Source organism: Parasulfuritortus cantonensis (genome assembly GCF_004337445.1).
Lineage (GTDB): Bacteria > Pseudomonadota > Gammaproteobacteria > Burkholderiales > Thiobacillaceae > Parasulfuritortus > Parasulfuritortus cantonensis.
This window is the reverse complement of record NZ_SJZB01000008.1, coordinates 14,758-39,621: the sequence shown is the minus strand read 5'-3', so window position 1 is coordinate 39,621 and position 24,864 is coordinate 14,758. Positions and strand designations below refer to the sequence as shown.

Sequence of the window (24,864 nt, the reverse complement as noted above, 5' to 3'; positions counted from 1 at the left end):
CTCCCGCACCCGGCGGTCGTGCCAAGCGGGTTTTTTTATCACGTCGCCCGGGCGCCGGACGCCGCCACCAGGGCGAGGCCGGCCGCCAGCACGGTGGCCCAGAACAGGCGCGCCCGGCGGTGCTGGCGCTCGCCGAACCAGAACACCGACAGGAAGGCGGCGACGACGATGCCGCCGTTGCTGAGCGCCACCGCGTGGGCGGCCGGCAGGCTGGCCATGGCGTGCACGACCAGGGCGTAGGCGTTGCCGATGGCCAGGGCACCGGCGCCGAGCAGGGGCGCGGGCGGCCGCGCCGCCGGCAGGCAACGGCCGCTGCGCCGGTACAGGGCCAGGGTCAGCGCCAGCCAGGCGATCAGGTAGCCGAGCGAGATGTAGCCGAGCCGGCTGGCGTAGTCGGGCAGATGGCCGACCGCCACCTTGTCGCTCAGGGAATACACCGTCGTGGCCAGGGCGGCGGCCAGGGCCGGGGCGATGGCGCGGCCGGCCTCGGCGCGCCAGGCGCTGGCGCCGAGCAGGACCAGGGCCAGGCTGCTGAGGCCGATGCCGGCCAGGCCGAGGCCGTCGAAACGGTCGCCGAACAGCAGGGCGCCGGCCAGGGCGACGAACAGCGGCGCGCTGCGGGCGACCGGATAGGCGAGGGCGACCGGGGCGTGCCGGTAGGCGGCGCGCAGGCCGAGGAAATAGACCGCCAGGGCGGCGCCGGAGAGGCCGACGCAGGTCGCCAGGGTGGCGTCCCAGTGCACCTGGCCGAGCAAGGCCCAGAGCGCCCACGGGCCGATCAGCAGCAGGTGGCCGGCCAGCGCCCACCAGATGAACTCCTGGCGTGCCGGGACATGGCGGGCGAGCAGGTTCCAGGTCACGTGCAGGGCGACCGCGAGCAGGAGGGCCGAGGCGGCGGTCATCGGCGGGTTTCGGCGCTGGACATGGGCCGCACCCTACCGGTTCGGGCGGGAAAGGCAAGCCGCGCCCGGCTATCATGGCGGCCATGCCCGAACTGGTGATCCTCTATGCCGACGCCGACCTGCTGGTGTGCGACAAGCCGGCCGGCCTGCTCGCCGTGCCCGGGCGCGGGCCGGACAAGCAGGACTGCCTGAGCGCCCGCGTCCAGGCCCGCTACCCGGACGCCCTGGTGGTGCACCGGCTCGACATGGCGACCTCCGGCATCATGCTGTTCGGGCGCGGCGCTGCCGCCCAGCGCGCCCTCAGCATGGCCTTCGCGGCGCGCCGGGTGCACAAGCGCTACGTCGCCGTGGTGGCCGGCCGGCTGGCGGCGCCGGCGACGGACTGGGGCGTCATCGACCTGCCCTTGGCGCCGGATTGGCCGAACCGGCCCCGCAGCCGGGTCGACCCGGTACGCGGCAAACCCAGCCTGACGCGCTGGCGGGTGCTCGGCCGGGAGGCCGGGACGACCCGGGTCGAGCTGGAGCCGGTCACCGGCCGCTCGCACCAGCTGCGCGTGCACCTGGCCGCGCTCGGCCATGCCATCCTGGGCGACCCGCTCTACGGCCCGCAGCCGGAAGGCGACCGCGGCGGCCGCCTGCTCCTGCACGCCAGCCGGCTGCGCCTCCGGCACCCGGGCGACGGCCGCGAACTCGACTTCGCCAGCCGCGTGCCGTTCTGATCCGGCCGGCGTTGCCGCGCCGGCGTCGAAATGGCGGAATTTCGCCCGCGTCCGCGCCGGACAGTTGTCAAACGGAAGGCCGAATGTATATATTCGGACGATGTTATCGTTAAAGCAGCACCGGCGGCCGACGCCATGAGCCCCCATACCACCGTCGACCTGGTCGACACCCTGGTCATCCTGATCTACCTCGGGGCGATCGGCTACCTGGGCTGGCTGGGCTGGAAGGGTACCCGCACGGCGTCCGACTTCCTGCTCGCCGGGCGCGGCGCCCACCCGGTCGTGATGGCCATCTCCTACGGCGCCACCTTCATCTCCACCTCCGCCATCGTCGGCTTCGGCGGCGTCGCCGGCATGTTCGGCATGAGCCTGCTCTGGCTCACCTTCCTCAACATCGCCGTCGGCATCTTCGTGGCCTTCGTGGTCCTCGGCGAGCCGACCCGGCGCATCGGCCACCACCTGGGCGCCCACACCTTCCCGGAGCTCCTGGGCCTGCGTTACCAGAGCAAGGGCATCCAGGTCTTCGCCGGCGCGCTGCTGTTCCTCTTCATGCCCCTCTACATTGCCGCCGTGATGACCGGCGGCGCGGTCTTCGCGGCGTCCCAGTTCGGCATCGACTTCGAGGTGGCGCTGCTGATCTTCAGCCTGCTCACGGCCGCCTACGTGATCCCCGGCGGCCTCAAGGCGGTCATGTACACGGACACCCTGCAGGGCGTGATCATGATCTTCGGCATGGCCTTCCTGCTCTGGTTCACCTACGACAGCCTGGGTGGCGTCGGCGACGCCCACCGCGCCCTGACCGACATGGCCGACCTGGTGCCCAAGCCACTCGCCGACATCGGCCACCGCGGCTGGACCGCCATGCCGGCGTTCGGCTGGGGCGCCAAGTCCTACGACCTCTGGTGGACTGTGGTCACCTCGATCATGATCGGGGTCGGCATCGGCGTGCTCGCCCAGCCGCAGCTGATCGTCCGCTTCATGACCGTGCGCAGCCGGCGCGAGCTGGACCGCGCCGTGCCGGCCGGCGCCCTGTTCATCCTGCTCATGGTCGGCACCCCCTACGTCGTGGGCAGCCTGTCCAACGTCTGGTTCGCCCGGAACGGGCCGCTCCTGTCCGGCCGGGTGGTGCAGACCCTCGACGCCGGCCGCGGCCATGCCCTGGTCGAACTGGTGCGCGAGAACGACGCCGGCCGCTGGCAGGCCGTGCTCGACGGCAAGACCGGCAAGCCGGTCAAGGCCCCCCTCGTGGTCAGTGCCCGGCAGCCCGCCGTGGACGCCGACGGCCACCCGTTCGAGCGGGTCAGCGGGCGCTCCATCGCCCTGGTCTACGGCAAGGGCCAGGCCGACCAGATCATGCCGGCCTACATCACCTCGGCCCTGCCGCACTGGTTCGGGCTGCTCTTCTTCCTGACCCTGCTGTCGGCCGCCATGAGCACCCTGTCGAGCCAGTTCCACACCCTCGGCACGGCGGCCGGGCGCGACCTCTGGGAACAACTGACCGGCAAGCCGGGCGGCAGCCAGCCGAGCCTGAAGGTCATCCGCCTGGCCATCCTGGCCGGCCTGCTGGTCTCGGTGGCCCTCGCCTACACGGTGCGCGACGAATACGTCATCGCCCGCTTCACCGCCATCTTCTTCGGCCTCTGCGCCGCCACCTTCATGCCGGCCTACATCGGCGGCCTGTTCAGCCGGCGCATCACCCGGGCCGGGGCGGTCGCCTCCATGGTGGTCGGCCTGGCCGCGTCGCTGTTCTGGCTGCTCTTCATGAAGGCCAAGGAGGCGGGCGCGCTCGGCCTGGTCAAGTGGCTCACCGGCGGCCACAGCAGCCTGGTCGAGGACCTGCCCAACTGGCCGGTGGTCGACGCCATCGTGGTGGCCCTGCCGCTCTCCATCCTGACCGCCATCCTGGTCAGCGCCGTGACCCGGCCGCCGGACGCCGCCCACCTGGCGCGCTGCTTCCCGGAACGGCGCGCCTGAGGAAGACCCCGCATGCTCGGCATCGACGACCCCATGATCTGGCTGGCCTACGTGGCCTGCCTGGTGGCGACCGCCCTGTGCGTCGCCTACGGACTGGTCCGGCGCAACCGCGCCGGTGACGAACTGACCCAGGAGGACCGCGCCTGGGCCGTGGTGGACAGGCAGGTCGAAGATGAACTCTGATGCCCGTATCCTGGCCTTCGCCGGCCTTCTCCTGGCCGCCGCCCCGGCGGTCGCCGACGAGGCCGCCTCGGCCTGGAGCGGCGGCCTCGACCTGCGCCTGCGCGAGGTCGCCATCGAGAACGCCAACGCCCTCGACGAGGACAACGCCAGCGCCTCGCGCCATTTCGAGCGCTACCGCGTGCGCGGCTGGGGCCGCTACGCGGCCAACGACGTCCTTGCCCTGACCGGGCGCCTGATGTGGGAAGGCCGCCACTACTACCGGCCGGGCGAGAGCGCCCACTACGAGACCTGGTACGACGGCGCCCTGATGTTCGACAACCTCTATCTCGACGTCGCCAAGCCGGGCGGCCTGCCGGTCAACTTCCGGATCGGCCGCCAGGAGATCATGTTCGGCAACGGTTGGCTGACCGGCGACGGTACCCCTCTGGACGGCTCGCGCAGTTTCTACCTGGATGCCGCGCGGGCGACCTGGGCCAAGGCCGCCGACACCGTCGACGTGGTCCTGGTGCGCCAGGACGCCAAGACCAGCCTGACCCTGGATGGCGAGCGCGAGGACCAGACCGAGCAGGACGAGCGCGGCCTGATCGCCTACTGGCGCCACAAGGCCGGTCCGGACACCGACCTGGACGCCTTCTTCATCCGCAAGAACAACAGCCCGGTCTCCGGCGAGGCCGGCGCCGGCAGCCTGCGCCTGAACAACGGCTTCATCATCCCGGTGGCGGCGGACCCGTCCGACGACGGCCACGTCAACGCCCTCGGCGGTCGCGTCGAGAGCGCCCTGACGGCGCGCTGGAAGGCACGCGCCGAGGCGGCGTTCGAGTGGGGCCGGCGCAACGGCAAGGACCTGCAGGCCTACGGCTTCAACGGCCGCCTGACCCGGCGCCTCGACGGCGAGCGGGCGGCGCGCGTGCAGATCGGCTACGAGTTCCTGAGCGGCGACGATCCCGACAGCACCGGCAAGACCGAGGCCTTCGACCCTCTCTGGGGCCGCTGGCCGCAGTGGAGCGAGCTGTACGGCCCGTACAGCTACGGCGCCGAGACGCGCACCGGCGAGACCACCAACCTGCACCGCCTCAACCTCGGCTGGGCCGTCAAGGTCCATCCGACCACCGAGCTGAGCCTCGACTACCATGCCCTGTTCGCGGACCGGAACAGCAAGTGCGGCAGCACCGGCTTCAGCTGCTCGGACAAGTTCCGCGGCCACCTGCTCGCGGCCTGGCTGCGCAGCAAGTTCGACAAGCACGTCGCCGGGCACCTGGTGGCGGAATATTTCATCCCGGGCGGCTATTACACCCCGCCCAAGGGCGACAACGCCTATTTCCTGCGCGCGGAACTCGTCCTAAGTTGGTAATTTACTGTCCCATCCCCTTGTCATGAACACAGAACGGCAACTCCTCAACGGCGACGAAGCCGTCGCCCTGGCCGCGCTCCATGCCGGCGTCCTCCTCGGTACCGGGTATCCCGGCACCCCCTCCACGGAAATCCTCGAGGCCTTCGACCAGCTCGGCGGCCGGGCGCAATGGTCGCCCAACGAGAAGGTCGCCCTCGAGGTCGGCATCGGGGTCGCCTTCGCCGGCGGCCGCGCCCTGGTGACCATGAAGCACGTCGGCCTCAACGTCGCCGCCGACCCGCTCTTCACCGCCACCTACACCGACGTCGACGGCGGCCTGGTGGTCGTCTCGGCCGACGACCCCGGCATGGCGTCGAGCCAGAACGAGCAGGACAACCGCCACTACGCCCGGGCCGCCGCGGCGCCCATGCTGGAACCGTGCGATTCCCAGGAGGCCTACGACTACACCCTGCTGGCGTTCGAGATCTCCGAGCGCTGGAAGATCCCGGTCATCCTGCGCCTGACCACCCGGGTGTGCCATTCCAAGACCCTGGTGGTGGCGCGCGCCGACGCCGCCCGCCCGGCCGAGCCGGGCTTCCGGCGCGACGTGCCGGCGCGGGTGATGATCCCGGCCTACGCCAAGCCGGCGCACCTGCGCCTGCGCGCCAAGCTGGCCGAGATCGCCGCCTGGAACGAGGCCGAGGGGCCCAACCGCCGCGTCCCCGGCAGCCCCGAGCTGGGCATCGTCAGCAGCGGCATCGCCGCCATGCACGCCATGGAAGCGGCGCCCGAGGCCAGCCACATGGTCGTCGGCATGACCTACCCGCTGCCCATCGAGGCGATCCGCCGCTTCGCCGCCGGGGTCGCCAGCCTGCTGGTGGTGGAGGAGGGCGACCCGGTCATGCTGGAGGCCCTGCGCGCCGCCGGCATCGCCGCCGAGGGCAAGCCCGAGATGTACCGCTTCGGCGAGCTGACCGTGCCGCGCGTGCGCCGCATCCTGGCCGGCGACACGACGCCCGAGCCGGTGCCGCCGCGCGGCAAGCCGCCCGAGCTGTGCCCGGGCTGTTCGCACCGCGACGTCTTCGAGGTCCTGCGCGACATGGACTGCATCGTCGCCGGCGACATCGGCTGCTACACCCTGGGCGTGCTGCCGCCCTTTTCGGCCATGGACACCTGCGTCTGCATGGGCGCCAGCATCGGCGTCGGCCTCGGCCTCCGGCACACCCTGCCGGCCGAACAGGCGCGCCGGGTGGTCAGCGTGATCGGCGACTCGACCTTCGTGCACTCCGGCATCACCGGCCTGGCCGAGATGGTCTACAACCCGCCGGAAACCGGCCACGTGGTCCTGATCCTGGACAACAGCACGACCGCCATGACCGGCCAGCAGGAGAACCCGAGCACCGGCCGCACGCTCAACCACGAGCCGACCGGCAAGGTCGACTTCGTCGCCCTCGGCCGGGCCATGGGCATCCAGAACGTGGTCAGCCTGGAGATCGTCGGCGAGGGCGAGCAGCTGCCCGCCCTGCTCAACGATCTGCTCGCCAAGCCGGAGACCGCCCTGGTGGTGCTGCGCCAGCCCTGCGTGCTGGCGGCGCCGAAGATACGCTTCTACGACAAGGCGGCCTTGGAGAAGATGAACCAGGCCTGTGCCGCCATGCCGGCGGAGTGAGGGGGCGACCATGGCGAAAGTGACCAACATCGTATTCGGCGGCCTCGGCGGCCAGGGCGTCCTGACCGCCTCCGACATCCTTGCCGATGCCGTGGCCCGGGCCGGCTTCGACGTCAAGAAGAGCGAACTGCACGGCATGAGCCAGCGCGGCGGTTCGGTGTCCAGCGACGTGCGCTACGGCCCCACCGTGCTGAGCCCCATGGTGCCCGTGGGCGAGGCGGACTACCTGGTGGTCCTGGAAGCGACCCAGGTCGAGCCGAACCAGCCGGTGCTGCGCCCGGACGGCATCCTCATCCCGCCCGACGTCATCCCGCCCGACGGCCTGAAGAACAAGAAGAGCTTCAACGTCGCCATGCTGGGCGCGCTCTCGGCCTTCCTGGACATCCCCGAGGCGACCTGGCTGGACGCCATCCACGCCCGCCTGGCCGCCAAGCTGCACCGCCTCAACGACGAGGCCTTCGCGCTCGGGCGCAAGTCCGCGCGGGCACGTTTCAACCTGTCCTGACCCCTGACCCGGATTCCATCATGCAACACGAACTCTGGAACGACGCCGCCGGCGGCTTCAACCCGGTGAGCGCGCCCGACTACCTGCCCGAGGCGCAACTGCGCGAGATCCAGCTGCGCCGCCTGAAGGCGGTGGTCAAGCGCGCCTACGACAATGTGCCGCTGTTCCGCAGCCGCCTCGAGGAACGGGACCTGACGCCCGATTCCATCGCCACCCTGGCCGACGTCGCCAAGCTGCCCTTCACCCTGAAGAGCGACCTGCGCGACACCTACCCGTTCGGCCTGTTCGCCAGCCCCATGCACGACGTGGTGCGCCTGCACGCCTCCTCCGGCACGACCGGCAAGCCCATCGTCGTGGCCTACACGCGCGAGGACCTGGACGTCTGGTCCGAGGTCATGGCGCGCACCTTCGCGGCGGCCGGCCTGCACCGCGGCGACATCGTCCAGAACGCCTTCGGCTACGGCCTGTTCACCGGCGGCCTGGGCGCCCACTACGGGGTCGAGGCCCTGGGCGCCGCCGTGGTGCCGATCTCGGGCGGCAACACCGACCGCCAGATCATGGTCCTGCGCGACTTCGGCGTCACCGCCATCTGCGCCACGCCGAGCTATTTCATGCACCTGGCCGAGAAGGCCATGGACATGGGCGTCGACCTCAAGGACCTGCCGCTGCGCATCGGCGTGTTCGGCGCCGAGCCCTGGTCGGACGCCCTGCGCGCGCGCATGCTCGCCGACACCGGCATCCAGGCCTTCGACATCTACGGCCTGTCCGAGATCATCGGTCCCGGCGTCGCCGGCGAGTGCCAGCAGCACGAGGGCCTGCACGTGTTCGAGGACCACTTCCTGCCCGAGATCATCGACCCCGTGACCGGCGAACCGCTGCCCGACGGCGAGGAGGGCGAACTGGTCCTGACCACGCTGTCCAAGAAGGCGATGCCGATGATCCGCTACCGCACCCGCGACATCACCACCATCCTGCCCGAGCGCTGCGGCTGCGGCCGCACGGTGCGCCGCATCCGGCGCATCAGCCGGCGTTCGGACGACATGTTCATCATCCGCGGCGTCAACGTCTTCCCGTCCCAGGTGGAGGCGGCCCTGTTCTCGGTCGAGGGCACCCTGCCGCACTACCAGATCATCCTGTCGCGCGACCACGGCCTCGACCAGATGTCGGTCGAGGTGGAAGTCACCCCGGACGTGTTCAGCGACAAGGTGCGCGCCATGGAAGTGGTGCGTGCGCGTCTGGCGCACGCCATCGAGCACATCCTGGGCATCCGGGTCGGCCTGCGCCTGGTCGGTCCCCACACCATTCCGCGCAGCGAGGGCAAGGCCAAGCGCGTCGTCGACCGCCGCAACGACTAAGGAGAGCACAGACCATGAAGTTACCGCAGCTATCCGTATTCCTGGAAAACCGCCCCGGCAGCCTGGCCGAGCCGCTCAGGCTCCTGGCCGACGCCCGCATCAACCTGGTCAGCATCTCGCTGGCCGACACCGAGCAGTTCGGCATCCTGCGCCTGGTCCTGAAGGACTGGCAGGCGGCCAAGAACGTGCTCGAACGCGACGGCTGGGTGGTCAACGTCAGCGACGTCGTCGCGGTCGACGTGCCGGACGAGCCGGGCGGCCTGGTCGGCATGCTCGACCTGCTCGCCGCCGAGGGCGTCAACATCGAATACATGTACGCCTTCTGCCTGCGCCGCAACGGCCGCGCCGTGCTGATCTTCCGCTTCGAGGACCCGGACGCCGCCATCGCCACTCTGGCGCGCGTCAAGCTCGCCGTGGTCGCCGACAACGAGCTGTTCTGAGCCGGCGGGGGCCGCGTGAGCCGATTCGTGACCGAAAACCGCATCCTCGACCGCGAGGAATGCCTGCCGCGCGCCGACCTGGCGGCGCTGCAGCTGGAGCGCCTGCGCGCGGTGGTCGAGCGCGTCGCCCAGGTGCCGTTCTACCGCGACGCCTTCGCCCTGCGCGGCGTCTCGGCGAAGAGCCTCCACGGCCTGGACGACGTGCGCCGGCTGCCCTTCACCACCAAGGAGGACCTGCGCCGGCACGCCCCGCTCGGTTTCCTGACCGTGCCACGCGACAAGCTGGCGCGCATCCACGGTTCCTCCGGCACCACCGGGCGGCCGACCTTCGTCGCCTACAGCCCGGCCGACCTGCAGCTCTGGGCCAACCTGTGCGCGCGCTTCCTGGTCGCCGGCGGCCTGCGTCCCGAGCACACCGCCCAGGTGGCCTTCGGCTACGGCCTGTTCACCGGCGGCTTCGGCCTCCACTACGGCATCGAGCGGGTCGGCGCCACCGTGGTGCCGGCCGCCTCCGGCAACACCCGGCGCCAGATCGAGCTGATGCAGGACCTCGGCAGCGAGGTGCTCATCTGCACCCCCAGCTATGCCCTCACCATCGCCGAGACGGCGCGCGAGCTGGGCATCGACCCGCGTACCCTGCCGCTCAAGTTCGCCCATTTCGGCGGCGAGCCGTGGACCGAGGCGATGCGCGCCCAGATCGAGGCCGAGCTGGACATCCTGGCCTTCAACAACTACGGCCTCTCGGAAGTGATCGGCCCGGGCGTCTCGGGCGAGTGCGCCGCGCGCGCCGGCATGCACCTGCAGGAGGACCATTTCCTGGTCGAGTGCCTGGACCCGGACAGCCTGGAACCGGTGCCCGAGGGCGAGCCGGGCGAGCTGGTCGTCACCGCCCTGACCAAGGAGGCCATGCCGCTCCTGCGCTACCGTACCCGCGACATCGCCCGCATCTGGCGCGAACCCTGCGCCTGCGGCCGCACCACGGCGCGCATGAGCCGGGTGACCGGGCGCACGGACGACATGCTCATCATCCGCGGCGTCAACGTCTACCCGTCGCAGATCGAGGAGGCCCTGCTGCGCGTCGAGGGCACCACGCCGCACTACCTGATCGAGGTCGACCGGCCGGACATCCGCGACGAACTGACCATCCGGGTCGAGGTCCTGCCCGAGTTGATGTCCGACCGCATGGACCAGATGCAGAAGCTGCGCGAGCGGATCGGCCGCGAGGTGCTCACGGTGACCGGCATCCGCGCCGCCGTCGAGCTGGCCGCGCCGCGCACCCTGGAACGCTTCGCCGGCAAGGCCAAGCGCGTCAACGACAAACGCCGCCTGAGCGACTGAGAAGGCCATGACCGAGACCGTGCCATTCGAATTCGAACTCGACCCCTACATGCGCCACCTGGGCTTCCAGGCCGAGGTGCCGGCACCGGGCCGGGCCCGGGTGTGGGGCGAGTTGCGCCCGGAGCACCTGAACAGCTTCGGCTCCGCCCACGGCGGCTTCCTGTTCTCGCTGGCCGATTCGGCCTTCGCGCTCGCCTCCAACTCGCACGGCGCCCTGGCCGTGGCCCTGTCCGCGCACATCGAATACTTCAAGGGCACCCGCGCCGGCGACCGCCTGGAGGCGGTGGCGACCGAGATCAGCCTGACCCGGCGCACCGGCGTCTACCAGATCGAGATCCGCAACGGCGCCGAAGCGGTCGCCCTGTTCACCGGCACCGTGTACCGGCGTCCCGAGCAGCCGACCACGCTGAAGGCCGGCAACAGCGCCGTCTGACCCGCACCCCGCACGCCTCGGCGTACCGGGCTCCGGCCCGGGCGCGGCCCGCGCATCGACAATCCGACCGGGACATCCGCAAAGCTTGATCTAAACTGTCAAGAAACCGGTGCATTCTGTCCCGGACTTGCGCAGGAGGTGCTCCCGTGAACTTCGACGCCAGCAGCCACGACCGGCTGGAACGCCGCCTGGACGACATCGACTGGACCGCCCTGCGGCGCCCGGCCTACCACCCGTCCCCGGCCGCCTGGGAGGACCAGGTCCTCTACTTCCTGATGCTCGACCGCTTTTCCGACGGCAACGAGCAGGGCTATCGGGACAACGCCGGCGGCACCGTCGCCGACGGCCGCACGCCGCCGTTCCGCTTCATGGACGATGCCTACACCGCGGACCGCGGCGCCTGGGCGGCGTCCGGCGCCGAGTGGCTGGGCGGCAACCTCAAGGGCCTGGCCAGCAAGCTCGGCTACCTGAAGCGGCTTGGCGTCAGCGCCCTCTGGATCAGCCCGGTGTTCAAGCAGGTGGCGGCCGACCCCCACTCCTACCACGGCTACGGCATCCAGAACTACCTCGACGTCGATCCCCATTTCGGTACCCGCCAGGACCTCGTCGACCTGGTCGACGGCGCGCACCGGCACGGCATCCGGGTCATCCTGGACATCATCCTGAACCACGCCGGCGACGTCTTCGGCTACTGCTTCGACGGCAACCGCTATCCGGCCGACGACGGCGGCATGGACCCGCGCTGGGACGGCGCCCGCTACCCGGTGGCCGGCTGGCGCAACGCCTATGGCGAGGCCAACATCCCGTTCGCTGCGGTCGACCCGGCCAGCCATCCGTACGCCTGGCCGAACGACGCCGTCTGGCCGGCCGAGCTGCAGGACGCCGCGACCTTCACCACCATGGGCCGCATCGTCAACTGGGACTACGACCCGGAATACTACGAGGGCGACTTCTGCACCCTCAAGGACATCCACCACGGCGACCATGTCCGCGACGCCGAGGGCCGGCGCATCCCGGATGCCTTCGTGACCAGTCCGGCGCTGGTGGCGCTGTGCGAGGTGTACAAGTTCTGGATCGCCCTGGCCGACGTCGACGGCTTCCGCATCGACACGGTCAAGCACATGGAGCCGGGCGCGACGCGCTATTTCGTGTCGGTGATCAAGGAATTCGCCCAGAGCCTGGGCAAGGAGAACTTCTTCCTGGTCGGCGAGATCACCGGCGGCCGCGCCAATGCCTACAACACCCTGGAGCTGACCGGCCTGGACGCGGCCCTGGGCATCGACGACATCCCGGACCGCATGGAATACCTGGCCAAGGGCTGGCGCGAGCCGACCGACTATTTCGACCTGTTCCGCAACTCCGCCCTGGTCAACAAGTCGTCGCATACCTGGTTCGGCAAACACGTGGTGACCCTGTTCGACGACCACGACCAGGTCCGCAAGGGCAATGCCAAGGGTCGCTTCTGCGGCGACAAGGGCAACGACGGCTACGAGCACCTTAAGGCCGTGCTCGGCCTCAACCTCTGTTCGATGGGCATCCCGTGCCTGTACTACGGCACCGAGCAGGGCTTCGACGGTGCCGGCGACAACGACCGCTACCTGCGCGAATGCATGTTCGGCGGCGCCTTCGGTTCCCTGCAGAGCTGCGACCGCCACTTCTTCGACGAGGAGCACGAGATCTACCGCTTCGTCGCCGACGTCGTCGCGTTGCGCCGCCAGCACCTGGCCCTGAGCCGGGGCCGCCAGTACCTGCGCGAACTTTGCGACGACCTGGAACCGGGCGAATTCCGCCTGCCCCACCTGCGCGACGGCCGCATCCGCGGCATGGTGCCCTGGTCGCGCCTGTTCGCGGACCGCGAGCTCCTGCTCGCCATCAACACCGACACGGAATACGACCACGCCGCCTGGGTGACCATCGACGCCGCCCTGCACGCCGAGCCGGGTACCCTGACCTGCCTGTATTCCAGCGATCCCGAGCAGATCGGCAGCGCCGCCGACATCATCGCCTGCAACGGCCGCGCGGCGCGCATCCTGGTGCCGGCGGGCGGCTTCGTGGCCTATGGCTGAACCCGTCGTCGGCGCCCGCCGCGGAACCGAATAGGAAAATATTTTTTTTCTTCACAAGCGCAGCCCTTCCGCCGTACCATGCGGCGGGCGCAGACCATGCCGTGCCCGCGCCCGCACAGGGGATCGAGATGGCCGAATTTTCGGCCTTTTTTGCGGATAGGGATAAGAAGTATGAGTAATTCTTCACATTGCCTAGCGACCGGCCTGCTGGCCGGGGTCATGGTGTCGGCCGCCGCGGTGGCGGCCGACGATACCGCGGTCCTGCCCGAGGTCGTGGTGAGCGCGACCCGGACCGAGAAGACGGTCGACGAGGCGCCCGGATTCAACGCCGTGGTCGGGCGCGGCGAACTCGAACAGCGCAGCCTGGAGAGCCTCGACGAGGCGGTCAACGAGGTGCCCGGCGTCTACGTGCGGCGGGGCAAGGGCCTGATGGACACCCTGTCGTCGATCAGCATGCACGGCATCCCGGACGGTTCCCGTTCCCTGGTGCTGCTCGACGGCGCCGTCCTCAACGACGCCTATACCGGGGCGGTCGCCTACGGCGGCCTGCCGGCCGAGTTCCTGACCCGGGTCGAGGTGGCGGAAGGCCCGGCCTCCGCGCTGTACGGCGGCAACGCCATGGGTGGCGTCACCCAGTTCGTCACCCGCTTGCCCGACAAGACCGAATTCCAGGCCAAGCTGGGCTTCGGCGATGCCTTCAAGGACGGCGAAGCCCTGGCCAACATGCGCCGCCTGGTGCTCACCGGGGGCACCCGCCTGGACAACGGCCTGCGCCTGTTCGCCGGTCTCAGCGGCCAGAGCAGCGACGGCTTCCCGACCGACATGGTGACCTCGACGACGGCCCCGGCGGCCGGCCTGTCCGGCTACCAGACCATCACCGACACCAAGGGCAGCCTGCGCTACCTGTACGGCGACAAGGGCGACAACGGCTGGTCCGACCGCAACGCGCTGGTCAAGGCCGAGATGCCGCTCGCCGACGGCACCCGGCTGCGCGCCTCCTGGCTGGGCACGCGCTACCGCTACGACTACGACGATGCCCACGCCTACGCCAGCAATGCCCTCGGCGACGCGGTCTACTACCCGAGCGAGGCCAGCTACGCGGGCGGCCAGGGCGGCCACGAGCGCAACCTCTGGCAGGCCGGCCTGGAGCGGCCGCTGGCCGGCGGCGTCGTCAACGTCGGGCTGACCTACAACGACATCGGCAAGTCCTGGTACGTCACCCCGGGCTCGACCTCGGCGACCACCCTGGACGGCGGTCCGGGCACCTATTCGGGTACCGCCAGCCATTACGTCTCGGCCGACCTGCAATGGACCCGCGACGCCGGCCTCGCCCATACCGTGACGGTCGGCACCACCCTGCGCCGCGACCAGGCCGACAACGAGGAATACCTGCTCGCCGACTGGACCGACGAGGACGCGCGCGGCGCCATCAAGTACCGGGCCGGCGGGGTGAGCCGGAACGCCGCCCTGTTCGTCCAGGACGAATGGCGCCTGGCGCCCGACCTGACCGCCTACCTGGGCGTGCGCGGCGACTGGTGGCGCATCTCGGACGGCTATGCCGAGCAGTTCACCGCGCCGGCCTTCAGCGAGCGCTACGCCAGCCGCAGCGCCAGCGCCGTCAGCCCGAAGGCGTCCCTGGTCTGGAAGGCGCGCCCGGACCTGGTGGTCAAGCTGTCGGCCGGCAAGGCCTTCCGGCCGCCCACGGCCTACGACCTGTACCGGACCTGGAAATCCTCCAGCGGCACCACCTTCGCCGGCAACCCGGAGCTGGAGCCCGAGCGCCTGACCTCCTGGGACCTGGGTGCCGAGACCAGCCCCTGGCGGGGCGGCCTGGTCCGCCTCGACTATTTCGAGAACTACATGAGCGACCTCATCTACAGCACCGGCAGCTGCAGCGGCAGCGGTTGCATCCGGCCCAAGGAGAACGTCGGCAAGGCGTTCGGGCGCGGCGTCATCGTGGCCGTGGAACAGCAGTTCGGCGCTGCCCTGCACCTGTTCGCCAACGCCACCTTCAACGACGCCGAGATCACCGAGAACAGCGCCAACCCGGCCCTCGAGGGCAAGGACCTGCAACACCTGCCCAAGACCATGCTCAACCTGGGCGTGTCCGGCCGCCACGGGGCCTGGGACTACTACCTGGCGCGCCGCTACGCGAGCAAGCGTTACGGCACCGACGACAACAGCGACGTCGTCTCCGGCGTGCCGGGCGCCTTCGACGCCTATGCGGTGGTGGACGCCCGGGTCGGCTACCGGCTGACCAAGAACGCCCGCGTCGCCTTGTCCATCGACAACCTGCTCGACCGCGAGTACTACGCCAGCTACCGGGCGCCCGGGCGTTCCTGGCTGGTCGAGCTGGGCCTGGAATGGTGAGGCGGCCATGAACCTCGTCAGCCTGATCGAGCAGTTCCTGTTCCAGGTCGCCAGCGCGCTCTACCTGCCGGTCATCGGTGCGGTCTCGCTGCTGGTCTTCCACGTCGCCCTGTCGTTCGGCGGCCTTTGCCACGAGGCCTGGGAGCGGCGCCGGCCGGCCCCCGCCCTGGCGCGCTACCGGGCCCGCCTGGGCGAGGAGCTGGCGGCCGCCGAGCCGCACCTGGACGCCCGCCTGGAACGCCTGCTGCAAGGCGAGGAACTGGCCGCCACGCGCCGCCTCGACCGCATCCGCTTCGTGGTCAAGGTCGGCCCGGCCCTGGGCCTGATGGGCACCCTGATCCCCATGGGCATCTCCCTGGCCGCCCTGGCCGAGGGCAACATCCCGAAGATGGCGGGCAGCATGGTGACCGCCTTCACGGCCACCGTGGCCGGCCTCGGCTGCGGCGTCGCCGCCTACCTGATCGCCCTGGTGCGCGAGAAGTGGCTGCGCGCCGACATCCGCGAGATGGAATACCTCACCGAGGTGGCGGCGCGCGAACACGCCGACGGCCAGGAGGGCTCATGCGCTACCTGAGACGGCACCGCCGCTTCGACAACGGCCCGGAGGCCCTGGAGGACCCGATCTCCGGCGTGGCCAACCTGTTCGACGCCTCCGTGGTGTTCATCGTCTCGATGATGATCGCCCTGTTCATGGCCTACAACATGATCGACCTGGTCAACCCCAATGCCGAGGTGACCCTGACCCGCAAGGACAGCGCCGGCAACCTGGAGGTGATCACCAAGAAGGGCAGCGAGATCAAGGTCACCAAGGTGACCGACCGCAAGCTGTCCGGCCAGGGCGAGAAGCTGGGCACCGCCTACCGGCTGGGCGACGGCCGCGTGGTCTATGTCCCGGAATAGCCTGCTCGCCGTCCTCCTCTGGCTGTTCGCCGGACCGGCCCTGGCCGGGCCGCTGGTCAGCCTGGTGCTGGGCGACCTCGATTCCCAGACCGCCGTGGCGGCGGTGCGCCAGCTGCGCGCCGACGCCGGCCTGCGCGGGGTCGAGTTCGCCGTCTACGGCAACACCGGCCTGGCCGAGGCCGACCTGGCGCGCCTGCGCCGCTCGCGCCTGGTCGTCGTCCAGACGGTCGGCCGCCAGGTCGCCCTGCAACTGGCGCCCGAACTGCGCGCCGTGGCGGCACGCGGCGGCCGCGCCTACGCGGTCGGACGCACCTGGGACGCCGACTTCGCCGACCTGGGCCTGACCCTGGACGAGGGCCTGCGCGCCTACATGCAGGCCGGCGGCCCGGACAACGTCGCCAACCTGGTACGCCTGGCCCTGGCGCGCGACCTGCGCCTCGGCAAGCGGCCGCCGGCCCCGGCGCCGATGCCCGAGATCGCCTGCTTCGAGCCGGCCAGCGGCACCGTCAGCGCGGACTACGACGCCTTCCGCAAGCTGTACCGCGCCCGGCCGGGGGCGCGCTGGGTGGGTATCCTGTTCTACCGCAGCAACGCCCTGTCCGGGCAGACCGCCACGGTGCGCGCCATCGCCGCCGCCCTGGCGCGGCGCGGCCTCAACGTCCTGCCGGTGTACGGCTACCCGAACGAGGCGGCGGTGGAGAGGTATTTCTTCGACCCGGACGGCCGGCCCCGGGTCGACGCCGTGGTCGCCCTCGGCCTCAAGATCGGCACCAGCCCGGACCGGGTCGTGCCGGTACTGAGCCGGCTCGGCGCCCCGGTGCTCAACGCCATCGCCCTGGGCAGCCAGAGCCGGGCCGAGTGGCAGGCCTCGCCGACCGGGCTGGACATCGTCGAGCGCGCCTGGCAGGTGGCCGGCGCCGAATTCGCCGGCGCCGTGGCGCCCACCGTGGTGGCCAGCAAGGAGCGGGCGCACGACCCGGAGACCGGTCTCGACACGGTGGTCGAGACGCCCATCCCGGAGCGGGTCGAACGCCTGGCCGAGCGGGCCGCCCGCTGGGTGCACCTGCGCAGCGCCCCGGCCCCGGCCCGGAAGGTCGCCGTGATCTACTACAACTACCCGCCCGGCAAGGAGAACATCGGCGCCTCCTACCTGAACGTGCTGCCGCGCTCGCTCTGGCAGATACTCGAACGGATGCGCCGGGAGGGCTACTGGACCGGCGCCGCGCCGGCTGACGAGAACGCCCTGTTCGAGACCATCCGCGACCAGGGCGGCAACATCGGCAACTGGGCGCCGGGCGCCATCGAGGCCCTGGCGCGCGCCGGCGGCGCCGTGCTCTGGCCGGTGGCGGAATACCGCAAGCGCTTCGACCGCCTGGCCCCGGAACTGCGCGACGCCATGCTGGCGGCCTGGGGCCGGCCCGAGGCGTCCAAGGTGTCGGTCTGGCGCGACGCCCGCGGCGTGCCCTATTTCCTGTTCCCGGCCCGGCGCTGGGGCAACCTGGTGTTCGCGCCCCAGCCCAGCCGGGGCTGGGAGCAGGACGTCAAGAAGCTGTACCACGACGTCACGGTGCCGCCGCACCACCAGTACCTGGCCTTCTACCTGTGGCTGCAGGACGTCGCCGGGGTCGACGCCATGGTCCACGTCGGTACCCACGCCACCCACGAATGGCACCCCGGCAAGGAGGTTGGCTACACCGCCGGCGACCCGGGCGAGGTGTTCGTCGGCGCCGTGCCGCAGCTCTATCCCTACATCATGGACGACATCGGCGAGGCCCTGCAGGCGAAGCGGCGCGGCATGGCCACGATCGTCTCGCACCTGACGCCGCCGTTCGACCGCGCCGGCCTCAGTCCCGAACTCAAGGAACTCAACGGCCTGATCTCCGACTACGCCGTCGCCAAGGGCAAGGGCGGGCTGGCCGCCGCCACGCTGCGCGACGAGATCGCCGCCCGGGCCCGGCGCATGGGCCTTCTCGCCGACCTCGGCCTGGCCGAGCTGGACGACGCCGGCATCGAGGCGATCGAGCACTACATCAAGGAGGTCGGCGAGAAGCTCAGCCCGTTCGGCCTGCACACCCTCGGCGTGGCGCAGCCGGCCGAGCGCCGGCGCGCCACGGCCGAGGCCATCCTGGCCATGGAACCCGACCTGGCGCCGGCCGAGCGGGCCCGCCGCACGGCCGAGCTGAGCGAACTGCTGGCGACCAGCGCCGGGGCCGAACTGGACGCCTTGATGGCCGGCCTGGCCGGCCGCTACGTCGCCGCCGGCCCGGGCAACGACCCGATCCGCAACCCGGACGCCCTGCCGACCGGGCGCGACCTGTACGGCTTCGACCCCTCGCGCATGCCGTCGCCGGCCAGCTACGCGGTGGGCGCCCGTCTGGCCGAGGAGCTCCTGGCCGACTGGCGGCGCCGCCACGGCACCTGGCCCAAGCGCCTGGTGTTCAACCTGTGGGGGGTCGAGTCGTCGCGCCACGAAGGCGTCATGGAGGGCGAGATCATGGCCCTGTGGGGCGTGCGCCCGGTCTGGGACGGGCGCGGCCGGGTCGCCGGCGTGGCGGCCATCCCGCGCGCCGAGCTGCAGCGGCCGCGCGTCGACGTCACCGTGGTGCCTTCGGGCCTATACCGCGACCTCTTCTCGCCCCTCATGCGCCGCCTCGACCAGGCCGCCCAGGCGGCGCGCGCCAGCCCGGAGGCGGACAACCCGATCCCCGAACACGACCGCCGCACCCGGGCCGCCCTGGTCGCGCGCGGGGTGGCCGCCGCCGAGGCGGAACGCCTGGCCGCGGTGCGCCTGTTCTCGGTGCCGTCCGGGGCCTACGGCACCAACCTGGACAAGGTCATCCCGCTCTCCAACACCTGGCAGGACGAGAGGCAGGTCGCCGACGTCTACTTCATGCGCATGAGCCATCCCTACGGCCAGGGCTGGTGGGGCGGCAAGGCGCTGACCCCGGAGGCCGGCGGCGACGTCGCCCCGGGGCTCGGCGTCGACCTCCTGAAGCTGGCCCTCAAGGACGCCGAGGCGGCCATCCACAGCCGCTCGTCGAACCTCTACGCCAGCCTCGACAACGACGATTTCTACCAGTACCTGGGCGGCACCGCGATGGCCATCCGCCAGGTCAACGGCGCCACCCCGGAGGTCCTGGTCGCCAACATGGCCGACCCGCGCGCGATCCGGCACGAGACCCTGGAAAAATACATGGGCCGCGAGATGCGCGCCCGCTACCTGAACCCGGCCTGGATCGAGGCGATGCTCAAGGAGGGCTACGCCGGCGCCCGCTTCGTCGACAAGGTGGTGGAACACCTGTGGGGCTGGACCGTGGCCACTCCGGACAAGGTCGACGCCAGCCGCTGGCAGGAGATGTACGAGACCTACGTGGCCGACCGCTACCGGCTCGGCATCCGGGACAAGTTCCGCGCCGCCGGCAACCTGCTCGCCTACCAGGCCATGGTGGACCGCATGCTGGCGGCCGTGCGCAAGGGCTACTGGCAGGCCGACCCGGCCACGGTCGCGGCCCTGGAACGGGCCAACCGGGAGGCGATCGCCGAGGCCGGCGTGGCCTGCACGCCGGACACCTGTTCCAGCCCGGAGGTGACTGCCCAGGCCCGGGCCCAGGACGCCGCGGCCGGCCGCGCCGCGGCCGCCATGCCGGCACCGGCCCTGGTCGCGCCCGCACCGGCGCGGCCGACCGCGGCGGAGCCGGGCCGCCGCCAGGCGGTGGCGGCGCCGGGCAAGGCGCGGGTCAGCGGGATGGAGATGACCGAGACGACGCAGCGGACCGGCGGCCTGGCACGCCCGCAGGCGGCCGGCTGGGCCGGCGCGCTGCTCGGCCTGGCCATGCTGGCCGGCTGGCAGGGCCGGCGCTGGCGCGCACGCCGGGAGAGCGCCGAGACCTAGACGCCGCCGCTGTGCACGGTCTCGTAGTAGAGCCGTTCGAGCTCGTTCTTGTGCTTGGTTTCCTCGTTCGCCAAGTACTCGAACAGTTCCTTGAACGGCCCCGGTTCGGTGTTCTCGGCGAGGGCGCGGTACTGCTCCATGGCGGTGTGCTCGCGCGCCAGGGCGTATTGCAGGATGGCCTGGTCGTCCGGACGTTCGCCCAGGTCGGGCTGCAGCACGGCGTCCGAGAAACGCCGGTCGCTGGCCGGCGTCGCCACCTCGGCCTGGAGCAGGCGTTCCAGGTCCGGCCGGGCCGCCAGGCCCGAGAACAAGGTGTAGTGGCCGGCTTCCTCCTTGGCCAGGTCCTCGACCAGCCAGCGCAGGTTCTTGCCCACCTTGGGGACCAGGGCGGTGTAGAAGTCGCGCGCGGTGGCCTCGAAGGAGGTCGCCACGTCGAGGATCTCCTTGAGGGTCTTGGTCGCCCGCAGGCGTTCGACGCCGCTGGACGTGCCTTCGTGTTCGCTCATGCCATGACCTCGGCAAGGGTGTTGAGAAACCGGTGCATGTCGGCCGCCACGCGGTGGCCGTCGGCGACCGCATGCACCACGTCCGGCCCGTTCGCCACGTCGCCGGCGGTCCACAGCCAGGGCGCCGAGGTGCGGCCGTTGGCATCGGTGGCGAGGCGGCCGCGCCGCCATTCCACCTGCTCGCTGACCTCGCTGCCCAGGACCGCCTCCGCGTCGCTAAGCTGGCCGATCGCCTCGATCACCCAGGAGCCGGGGTGGAACTGGACGTCGTCGAGGTCGTAGGTGGGCGCGAAGCGGCCTTCCGCGTCGCGCAGGGAGACCACCGCCGCGGTGCGCAGGCCGATCACCTTGCCGTCCTCGATGGCGACGTTCTGGGGACCGCGGGAGGGCAGGATGACGATGTCCTCCTCGCCCGCCTCGACGATCTCCTCGCGGTCGGCCGGGAACTCGCCCAGGGCCTGCAGGGCGGTGACGGTGACGCCGACCTCGCCGTAGCGGATCTTCTGCAACCGGGCCAGGGAACGGGCGATGTCCATCGCCACGTTGCCGCCGCCGATCACCAGTACCTGCTTCGGGACGTCGAGCGGATTGCCGGCGGAGACTTCGCGCAGGAGGTCGACGGCCCGGTAGACGTCCGCATGCTCGCTGCCCGGGATGCGGGTGGAACGGCCGTACTGCAGGCCGATGGCGAGCAGGACGGCGTCGTGGTCGCGGCGCAGCTCGGCCATGCTGACGTCGGTCCCGATGCGGACGCCGTAGCGGATCTCGACGCCGAGGCCGGTGATGACCGCGACGTCGCGGTCGAGCATGGCCTGGGGCAGGCGATAGTCCGGGATGCCGTAGCGGGTCATGCCGCCGGCCTGGGCCAGGGCCTCGTAGACGATCACCCGGTGGCCGGCCATGGCCAGGTCGAAGGCGGCCGTGAGGCCGGCCGGGCCGGCGCCGACGATGGCGACCCGGCGCCCGCTCGGGGCCGCCTTGCCCTGCTCGGCGACGATGGCGGCGACCCGTTCCGGCGCCAGGCTGTCCATGGCGTAGCGCTTCAGCCAGCGGATGGCGATCGGCTCGCCGGTATGGCCGATCGAGCAGGCGTCCTCGCACTTGTGCGTGCACACCCGGCCGCAGGTGTGGGCGAACGGGTTGGTGCGGTAGATCTGGCGCACCGCCTCCTCGACGTCGTCCTGCCAGATGGCGCGGATGTACTCCGGCGCGTGCATGTGGGTCGGGCAGGCATCGTGGCACATGCCGCATTGGACGCAGCGCGAGGCCTCCAGGATGGCCTGCTGGCGGTCGTAGCCGTTGACCATCTCGGCGAAGTTGCCGATGCGCGCCGCCGGGGTCATCTCGCCCATCGCCTGGCGGGCGTGGTCGACCAGGTCGTTGTCGGCCTCCTTGCGCCAGCCCTGGCCGAGGAACTGGCCGTGTATGCCCTTGGGGTCGGGCAGGATGAAGTAGCTCGACAACTGGTCGTCGGTGCAGGTGTGCACGTACTCGCGCGACAGGGTGATCGAGCCGGTCGGGCACAGGTCGACGCAGAGCGCGCACCAGCAGCAGCGGCCGTAGTCGATGGCCGGGCGCATGTCGCGCACGCCCTTGACCGGGTCGTTGGGCAGGCCGGGCACGCGCACCATGGTGATCGCGGCGTTGTCGCACACCTTCTGGCAGGTCGAGCAGCCGACGCACTTGTCCCAGTCGTTCAGGTGGAAGCCGCGGTAACGCTCGGCGGCGACGCGGGGCGCCAGCGGCATGGTGACCGGCTTGCGGGCGAAGAAGGAGAGCGTGCGCAGCGGGTTGAGGATGCTGCCCTTGGCCTTGTAATCGATGTCACTCATCAGCGGTCGACCTCCGGCGGGCAGGCGTCGAGGGAGAACATGATCTGGGCGACGTCTTCCAGGCGGCAGCCCTGGACCAGGGTCTCCAGCACCTGGACGGCGTGCATGGCCGAGGGGCCGCGGATGTGCGTGCGCCAGGGCTTGGCGCCGCCCGTGGAGACGACGTACCAGGCCAGCTCGCCCTTGGACGATTCGACCCGCGAGTAGTACTCGCCGGCCGGCACGTTCCAGGCCAGCGGGTTGGGGATGGGGGCGCGGATCGGGCCGGGGATGCCGGGCAGGCGGGCGACCACCTGGCGCAGGATGCGGATGCTCTCCTTCAGCTCGGCGCGCCGGACCAGGGTGCGCGCCCAGGCGTCGCCGGCCGTCTCGGTCGGGATGTCGAACTCGATCTGGTCGTAGACCAGGTAGGGGTCGTCGCGACGCACGTCGAAGGCGAGGCCGGTGGCGCGCAGGTTGGGCCCGGTGACGCCCAGTTCCAGGGCCTGCTGCTGGCTCATCGGGCCGATGCCGCGGGCGCGGGTGATGAACACCTGGTTGGTGAAGAACAGGTTGTCGTAGTCGGCCAGGCGCGATTCCAGGTAGTCCAGGGTCGCGCTGACCCGGTCCAGGAAGCCGTCCGGGACGTCGCGGCGGACGCCGCCGGGCAGGTTGTAGATGTGGTAGACGCGGCCGCCGGTCAGCTCCTCGAACAGGTCCAGGATCAGGTCGCGGTCGGCGACGCCCCAGAACATGGTGCTGTACATGCCGGTGGTGGCGGCGTGGCCGCCGAAGGTGAACAGGTGCGCGGCCACCCGCGACAGCTCCATCTGGAGCACGCGCAGCCATTGCGCCCGGGCCGGCACCTCGAGGCCGCACAGGGTCTCCACCGCCATCGAGTAGGCCAGTTCCATGGGCGCCGGGTCGGGCACGCAGATGCGCGGCACGAGGGCGATGTTCTGGATCCACAGGCGCTGCTCCATGAGCTTCTCGAAGCCGCGGTGCAGGTAGCCGCCGTCCGCCTTGGCGTCGATCACGGTGTCGCCGTGCAGGCGCACCTTGAGCGCGTAGTTGCCCTCGATGCCGGGGTGGTTGGGGCCGAAGTTCAGCTCGTATTCGTGGCTGGGCGGCTGGGCCCGGGACTGGTAGTTCTCAGCTCTCATGCTTGGCCTTCCGGCTGAAACGCTGTTCGTCCGGGCGGATGGCGATGCCGCCGCCCCGGCTCTCGATGTCGTTGAGCCAGTCCGGGTGGTAGTCCTGCCAGTCGAAGTGGTCGTTCACCCAGTTCTCGGAATCGAATTCCTTGCGCATCGGCGGCGGTCCGTCCCATTCGGTCAGGATGAATTTTTCCATCGACGGGCTGCCCTCGAAGAAGACGCCGTACATCTCGTGGATGTCGCGCTCGAAGAAGGCGGCCGGCTTGTAGATGTCGTACACCGACAGGTAGCGGCCCGGCTCACGCGGGATGCGGATGTGCGCGGAGACCAGGGTCTTCAGCTCGTAGGACCAGACGTGGTAGACCAGCTCGAACTGGCCGTCCTCGGGCCAGTCGACGCAGGAGATCGCCGACAGGTGCACGAAGGAGCCCTTGCCCTGGAGCAGTTCGAGCAGGGCGGGCAGGGCGTCCGGGGCGACGTCGAGGCGCTGCCGGCGGGCATGCCGGCCGCGGTGCTGGACACCCTCGACCTGGCCGATCAGGTGGCCCAGCCACTGTCCGATGTCGGTAGTCATTCCATGTGCTCCAGGCGGCCGGCGTTGAGGGTCATGCGCAGGGGCTCCAGCGGCTTGCGGTGGTCTTCCAGGCGGCGCGTGTGCTCGCCCAGGGTGTCGGGGCCGAACAGGCCGTAGTGCTTGGCCTCGGCGATCACCTCGGTGGGCGTCTGCCAGTCGGCGCCGAACAGGCGCTGCTGGTTGCCCAGGTAGTGGTCGTAGCGCTGGTAGTAGTCCTTCCAGTTGTCCGACGTGCCGGCCTCGATGTTGTCGCGCAGCGCCTTCAGGCCCTCGATGACCGCCTCCGGCCGGGGCATGCAGCCGGCGATGTAGAGATCCACCGGCAGGTAGTCGTTGAGCTTCTTGGCGGTGGCGTAGCTCTGCCAGTACATGCCGCCGTTCACCGTGCAGGAGCAGATGCCGATGACGTACTTGGGCGAGGCCATCTGTTCGTAGGTCAGGATGATGCGCTTCAGGGTCTTCACCGAGACGTAGCCGGTCACCAGCAGGATGTCGGCCTGGCGCGGCGTCACCATGGGCTGGATGCCGATGCGCTCCATGTCGAAGCGCGAGGTCATCGCCGGCGGCAGCTCGATGGCGCCGCAGCCGGTGCAGTAGTGCAGCATGAACAGGGAGCGCGACCGGCAGTAGCGGATGAAGTCGTCGAACACGTTGGCGAGCGGGTTGCCGCCGCGCGCGGGGGCCTCGGGCGGGGTCTGGATGACGGGGATGTCGGACAGTGAGGTCATGGTGTCGCTCCG

21 protein-coding genes are annotated in these 24,864 nt (G+C 70.8%); 15 read left to right on the top strand and 6 right to left on the bottom strand.

Going from position 1 to position 24,864, the window contains the following annotated elements:
- Positions 1-38: 38 nt before the first annotated feature.
- Positions 39-902, bottom strand: coding sequence for a DMT family transporter (locus EZJ19_RS01695; protein ID WP_131444571.1), 864 nt, complete (start codon positions 900-902; stop codon positions 39-41).
- A 74-nt stretch (positions 903-976) separates the two neighbouring features.
- On the opposite strand from EZJ19_RS01695, the gene EZJ19_RS01690 reads away from it, so the two are divergent.
- The 15 genes from EZJ19_RS01690 (at position 977) to EZJ19_RS01625 (ending at position 20,076) form a co-directional block, all read left to right on the top strand.
- Complete coding sequence (locus tag EZJ19_RS01690) at positions 977-1,621, top strand: RluA family pseudouridine synthase (RefSeq protein WP_206199282.1); 645 nt, start codon at positions 977-979, stop codon at positions 1,619-1,621.
- A 135-nt stretch (positions 1,622-1,756) separates the two neighbouring features.
- The gene (locus tag EZJ19_RS01685; protein WP_131444570.1) at positions 1,757-3,595 is read left to right on the top strand and encodes a sodium:solute symporter family protein; all 1,839 of its coding nucleotides are present in this window, start codon (positions 1,757-1,759) and stop codon (positions 3,593-3,595) included.
- A 12-nt stretch (positions 3,596-3,607) separates the two neighbouring features.
- A complete protein-coding gene (locus tag EZJ19_RS15735; protein ID WP_165873422.1) occupies positions 3,608-3,778 on the top strand; it encodes a symporter small accessory protein in 171 nt (56 codons plus the stop codon).
- Complete coding sequence (locus EZJ19_RS01680; protein ID WP_206199281.1) at positions 3,768-5,129, top strand: alginate export family protein; 1,362 nt, start codon at positions 3,768-3,770, stop codon at positions 5,127-5,129. The genes EZJ19_RS15735 and EZJ19_RS01680 overlap by 11 nt, the downstream gene beginning before the upstream one ends.
- Positions 5,130-5,151: 22 nt before the next feature.
- Positions 5,152-6,777 (top strand): thiamine pyrophosphate-dependent enzyme, encoded by a 1,626-nt coding sequence (locus tag EZJ19_RS01675; protein ID WP_131444569.1) that lies wholly within the window; start codon positions 5,152-5,154, stop codon positions 6,775-6,777.
- Positions 6,778-6,787: 10 nt separating this feature from the next.
- Positions 6,788-7,282 carry an indolepyruvate oxidoreductase subunit beta gene (locus EZJ19_RS01670; protein ID WP_131444568.1) on the top strand — a complete coding sequence of 165 codons (495 nt, stop codon included), beginning with the start codon at positions 6,788-6,790 and terminating at the stop codon, positions 7,280-7,282.
- Positions 7,283-7,302: 20 nt separating this feature from the next.
- Positions 7,303-8,637: a phenylacetate--CoA ligase family protein gene (locus tag EZJ19_RS01665; RefSeq protein ID WP_131444567.1), complete on the top strand. Its 1,335-nt coding sequence runs from the start codon at positions 7,303-7,305 to the stop codon at positions 8,635-8,637.
- Between the two features lie 14 nt (positions 8,638-8,651).
- Positions 8,652-9,077, top strand: coding sequence for an ACT domain-containing protein (locus EZJ19_RS01660; protein ID WP_131444566.1), 426 nt, complete (start codon positions 8,652-8,654; stop codon positions 9,075-9,077).
- A gap of 15 nt (positions 9,078-9,092) precedes the next feature.
- Positions 9,093-10,415 carry a phenylacetate--CoA ligase family protein gene (locus tag EZJ19_RS01655; RefSeq protein ID WP_131444565.1) on the top strand — a complete coding sequence of 441 codons (1,323 nt, stop codon included), beginning with the start codon at positions 9,093-9,095 and terminating at the stop codon, positions 10,413-10,415.
- Positions 10,416-10,422: 7 nt separating this feature from the next.
- Positions 10,423-10,848, top strand: a complete 426-nt coding sequence (gene paaI / locus EZJ19_RS01650) for a hydroxyphenylacetyl-CoA thioesterase PaaI (RefSeq protein ID WP_131444564.1) — start codon at positions 10,423-10,425, stop codon at positions 10,846-10,848.
- Between the two features lie 146 nt (positions 10,849-10,994).
- Positions 10,995-12,914: an alpha-amylase family glycosyl hydrolase gene (locus EZJ19_RS01645; protein WP_206199280.1), complete on the top strand. Its 1,920-nt coding sequence runs from the start codon at positions 10,995-10,997 to the stop codon at positions 12,912-12,914.
- A gap of 171 nt (positions 12,915-13,085) precedes the next feature.
- Complete coding sequence (locus tag EZJ19_RS01640; protein WP_165873421.1) at positions 13,086-15,284, top strand: TonB-dependent receptor; 2,199 nt, start codon at positions 13,086-13,088, stop codon at positions 15,282-15,284.
- 7 nt (positions 15,285-15,291) lie between these two features.
- Entirely contained in the window at positions 15,292-15,858 is a 567-nt protein-coding gene (locus tag EZJ19_RS01635) for a MotA/TolQ/ExbB proton channel family protein (RefSeq protein WP_131444562.1), read from the top strand.
- Entirely contained in the window at positions 15,846-16,184 is a 339-nt protein-coding gene (locus EZJ19_RS01630; protein WP_131444561.1) for a DUF2149 domain-containing protein, read from the top strand. Before EZJ19_RS01635 ends, EZJ19_RS01630 begins: the two co-directional genes overlap by 13 nt.
- Complete coding sequence (locus tag EZJ19_RS01625) at positions 16,171-20,076, top strand: cobaltochelatase subunit CobN (RefSeq protein ID WP_131444560.1); 3,906 nt, start codon at positions 16,171-16,173, stop codon at positions 20,074-20,076. Before EZJ19_RS01630 ends, EZJ19_RS01625 begins: the two co-directional genes overlap by 14 nt.
- Here the strand turns inward: EZJ19_RS01625 and EZJ19_RS01620 are convergent.
- The 5 genes from EZJ19_RS01620 to EZJ19_RS01600 are packed head-to-tail and all read right to left on the bottom strand — an operon-like array spanning position 20,073 to position 24,852.
- Positions 20,073-20,582 carry a ferritin family protein gene (locus tag EZJ19_RS01620; RefSeq protein WP_131444559.1) on the bottom strand — a complete coding sequence of 170 codons (510 nt, stop codon included), beginning with the start codon at positions 20,580-20,582 and terminating at the stop codon, positions 20,073-20,075. The genes EZJ19_RS01625 and EZJ19_RS01620 overlap by 4 nt on opposite strands.
- A complete protein-coding gene (locus EZJ19_RS01615; protein ID WP_131444558.1) occupies positions 20,579-22,414 on the bottom strand; it encodes an FAD-dependent oxidoreductase in 1,836 nt (611 codons plus the stop codon). The genes EZJ19_RS01620 and EZJ19_RS01615 overlap by 4 nt, the downstream gene beginning before the upstream one ends.
- The gene (locus tag EZJ19_RS01610; protein WP_131444557.1) at positions 22,414-23,556 is read right to left on the bottom strand and encodes an NADH-quinone oxidoreductase subunit D; all 1,143 of its coding nucleotides are present in this window, start codon (positions 23,554-23,556) and stop codon (positions 22,414-22,416) included. Before EZJ19_RS01610 ends, EZJ19_RS01615 begins: the two co-directional genes overlap by 1 nt.
- Positions 23,546-24,124: an NADH-quinone oxidoreductase subunit C gene (locus EZJ19_RS01605; protein ID WP_131444556.1), complete on the bottom strand. Its 579-nt coding sequence runs from the start codon at positions 24,122-24,124 to the stop codon at positions 23,546-23,548. The genes EZJ19_RS01610 and EZJ19_RS01605 overlap by 11 nt, the downstream gene beginning before the upstream one ends.
- The gene (locus EZJ19_RS01600) at positions 24,121-24,852 is read right to left on the bottom strand and encodes an NADH-quinone oxidoreductase subunit B (protein WP_131444555.1); all 732 of its coding nucleotides are present in this window, start codon (positions 24,850-24,852) and stop codon (positions 24,121-24,123) included. Before EZJ19_RS01600 ends, EZJ19_RS01605 begins: the two co-directional genes overlap by 4 nt.
- Between the last annotated feature and the right edge of the window lie 12 nt (positions 24,853-24,864).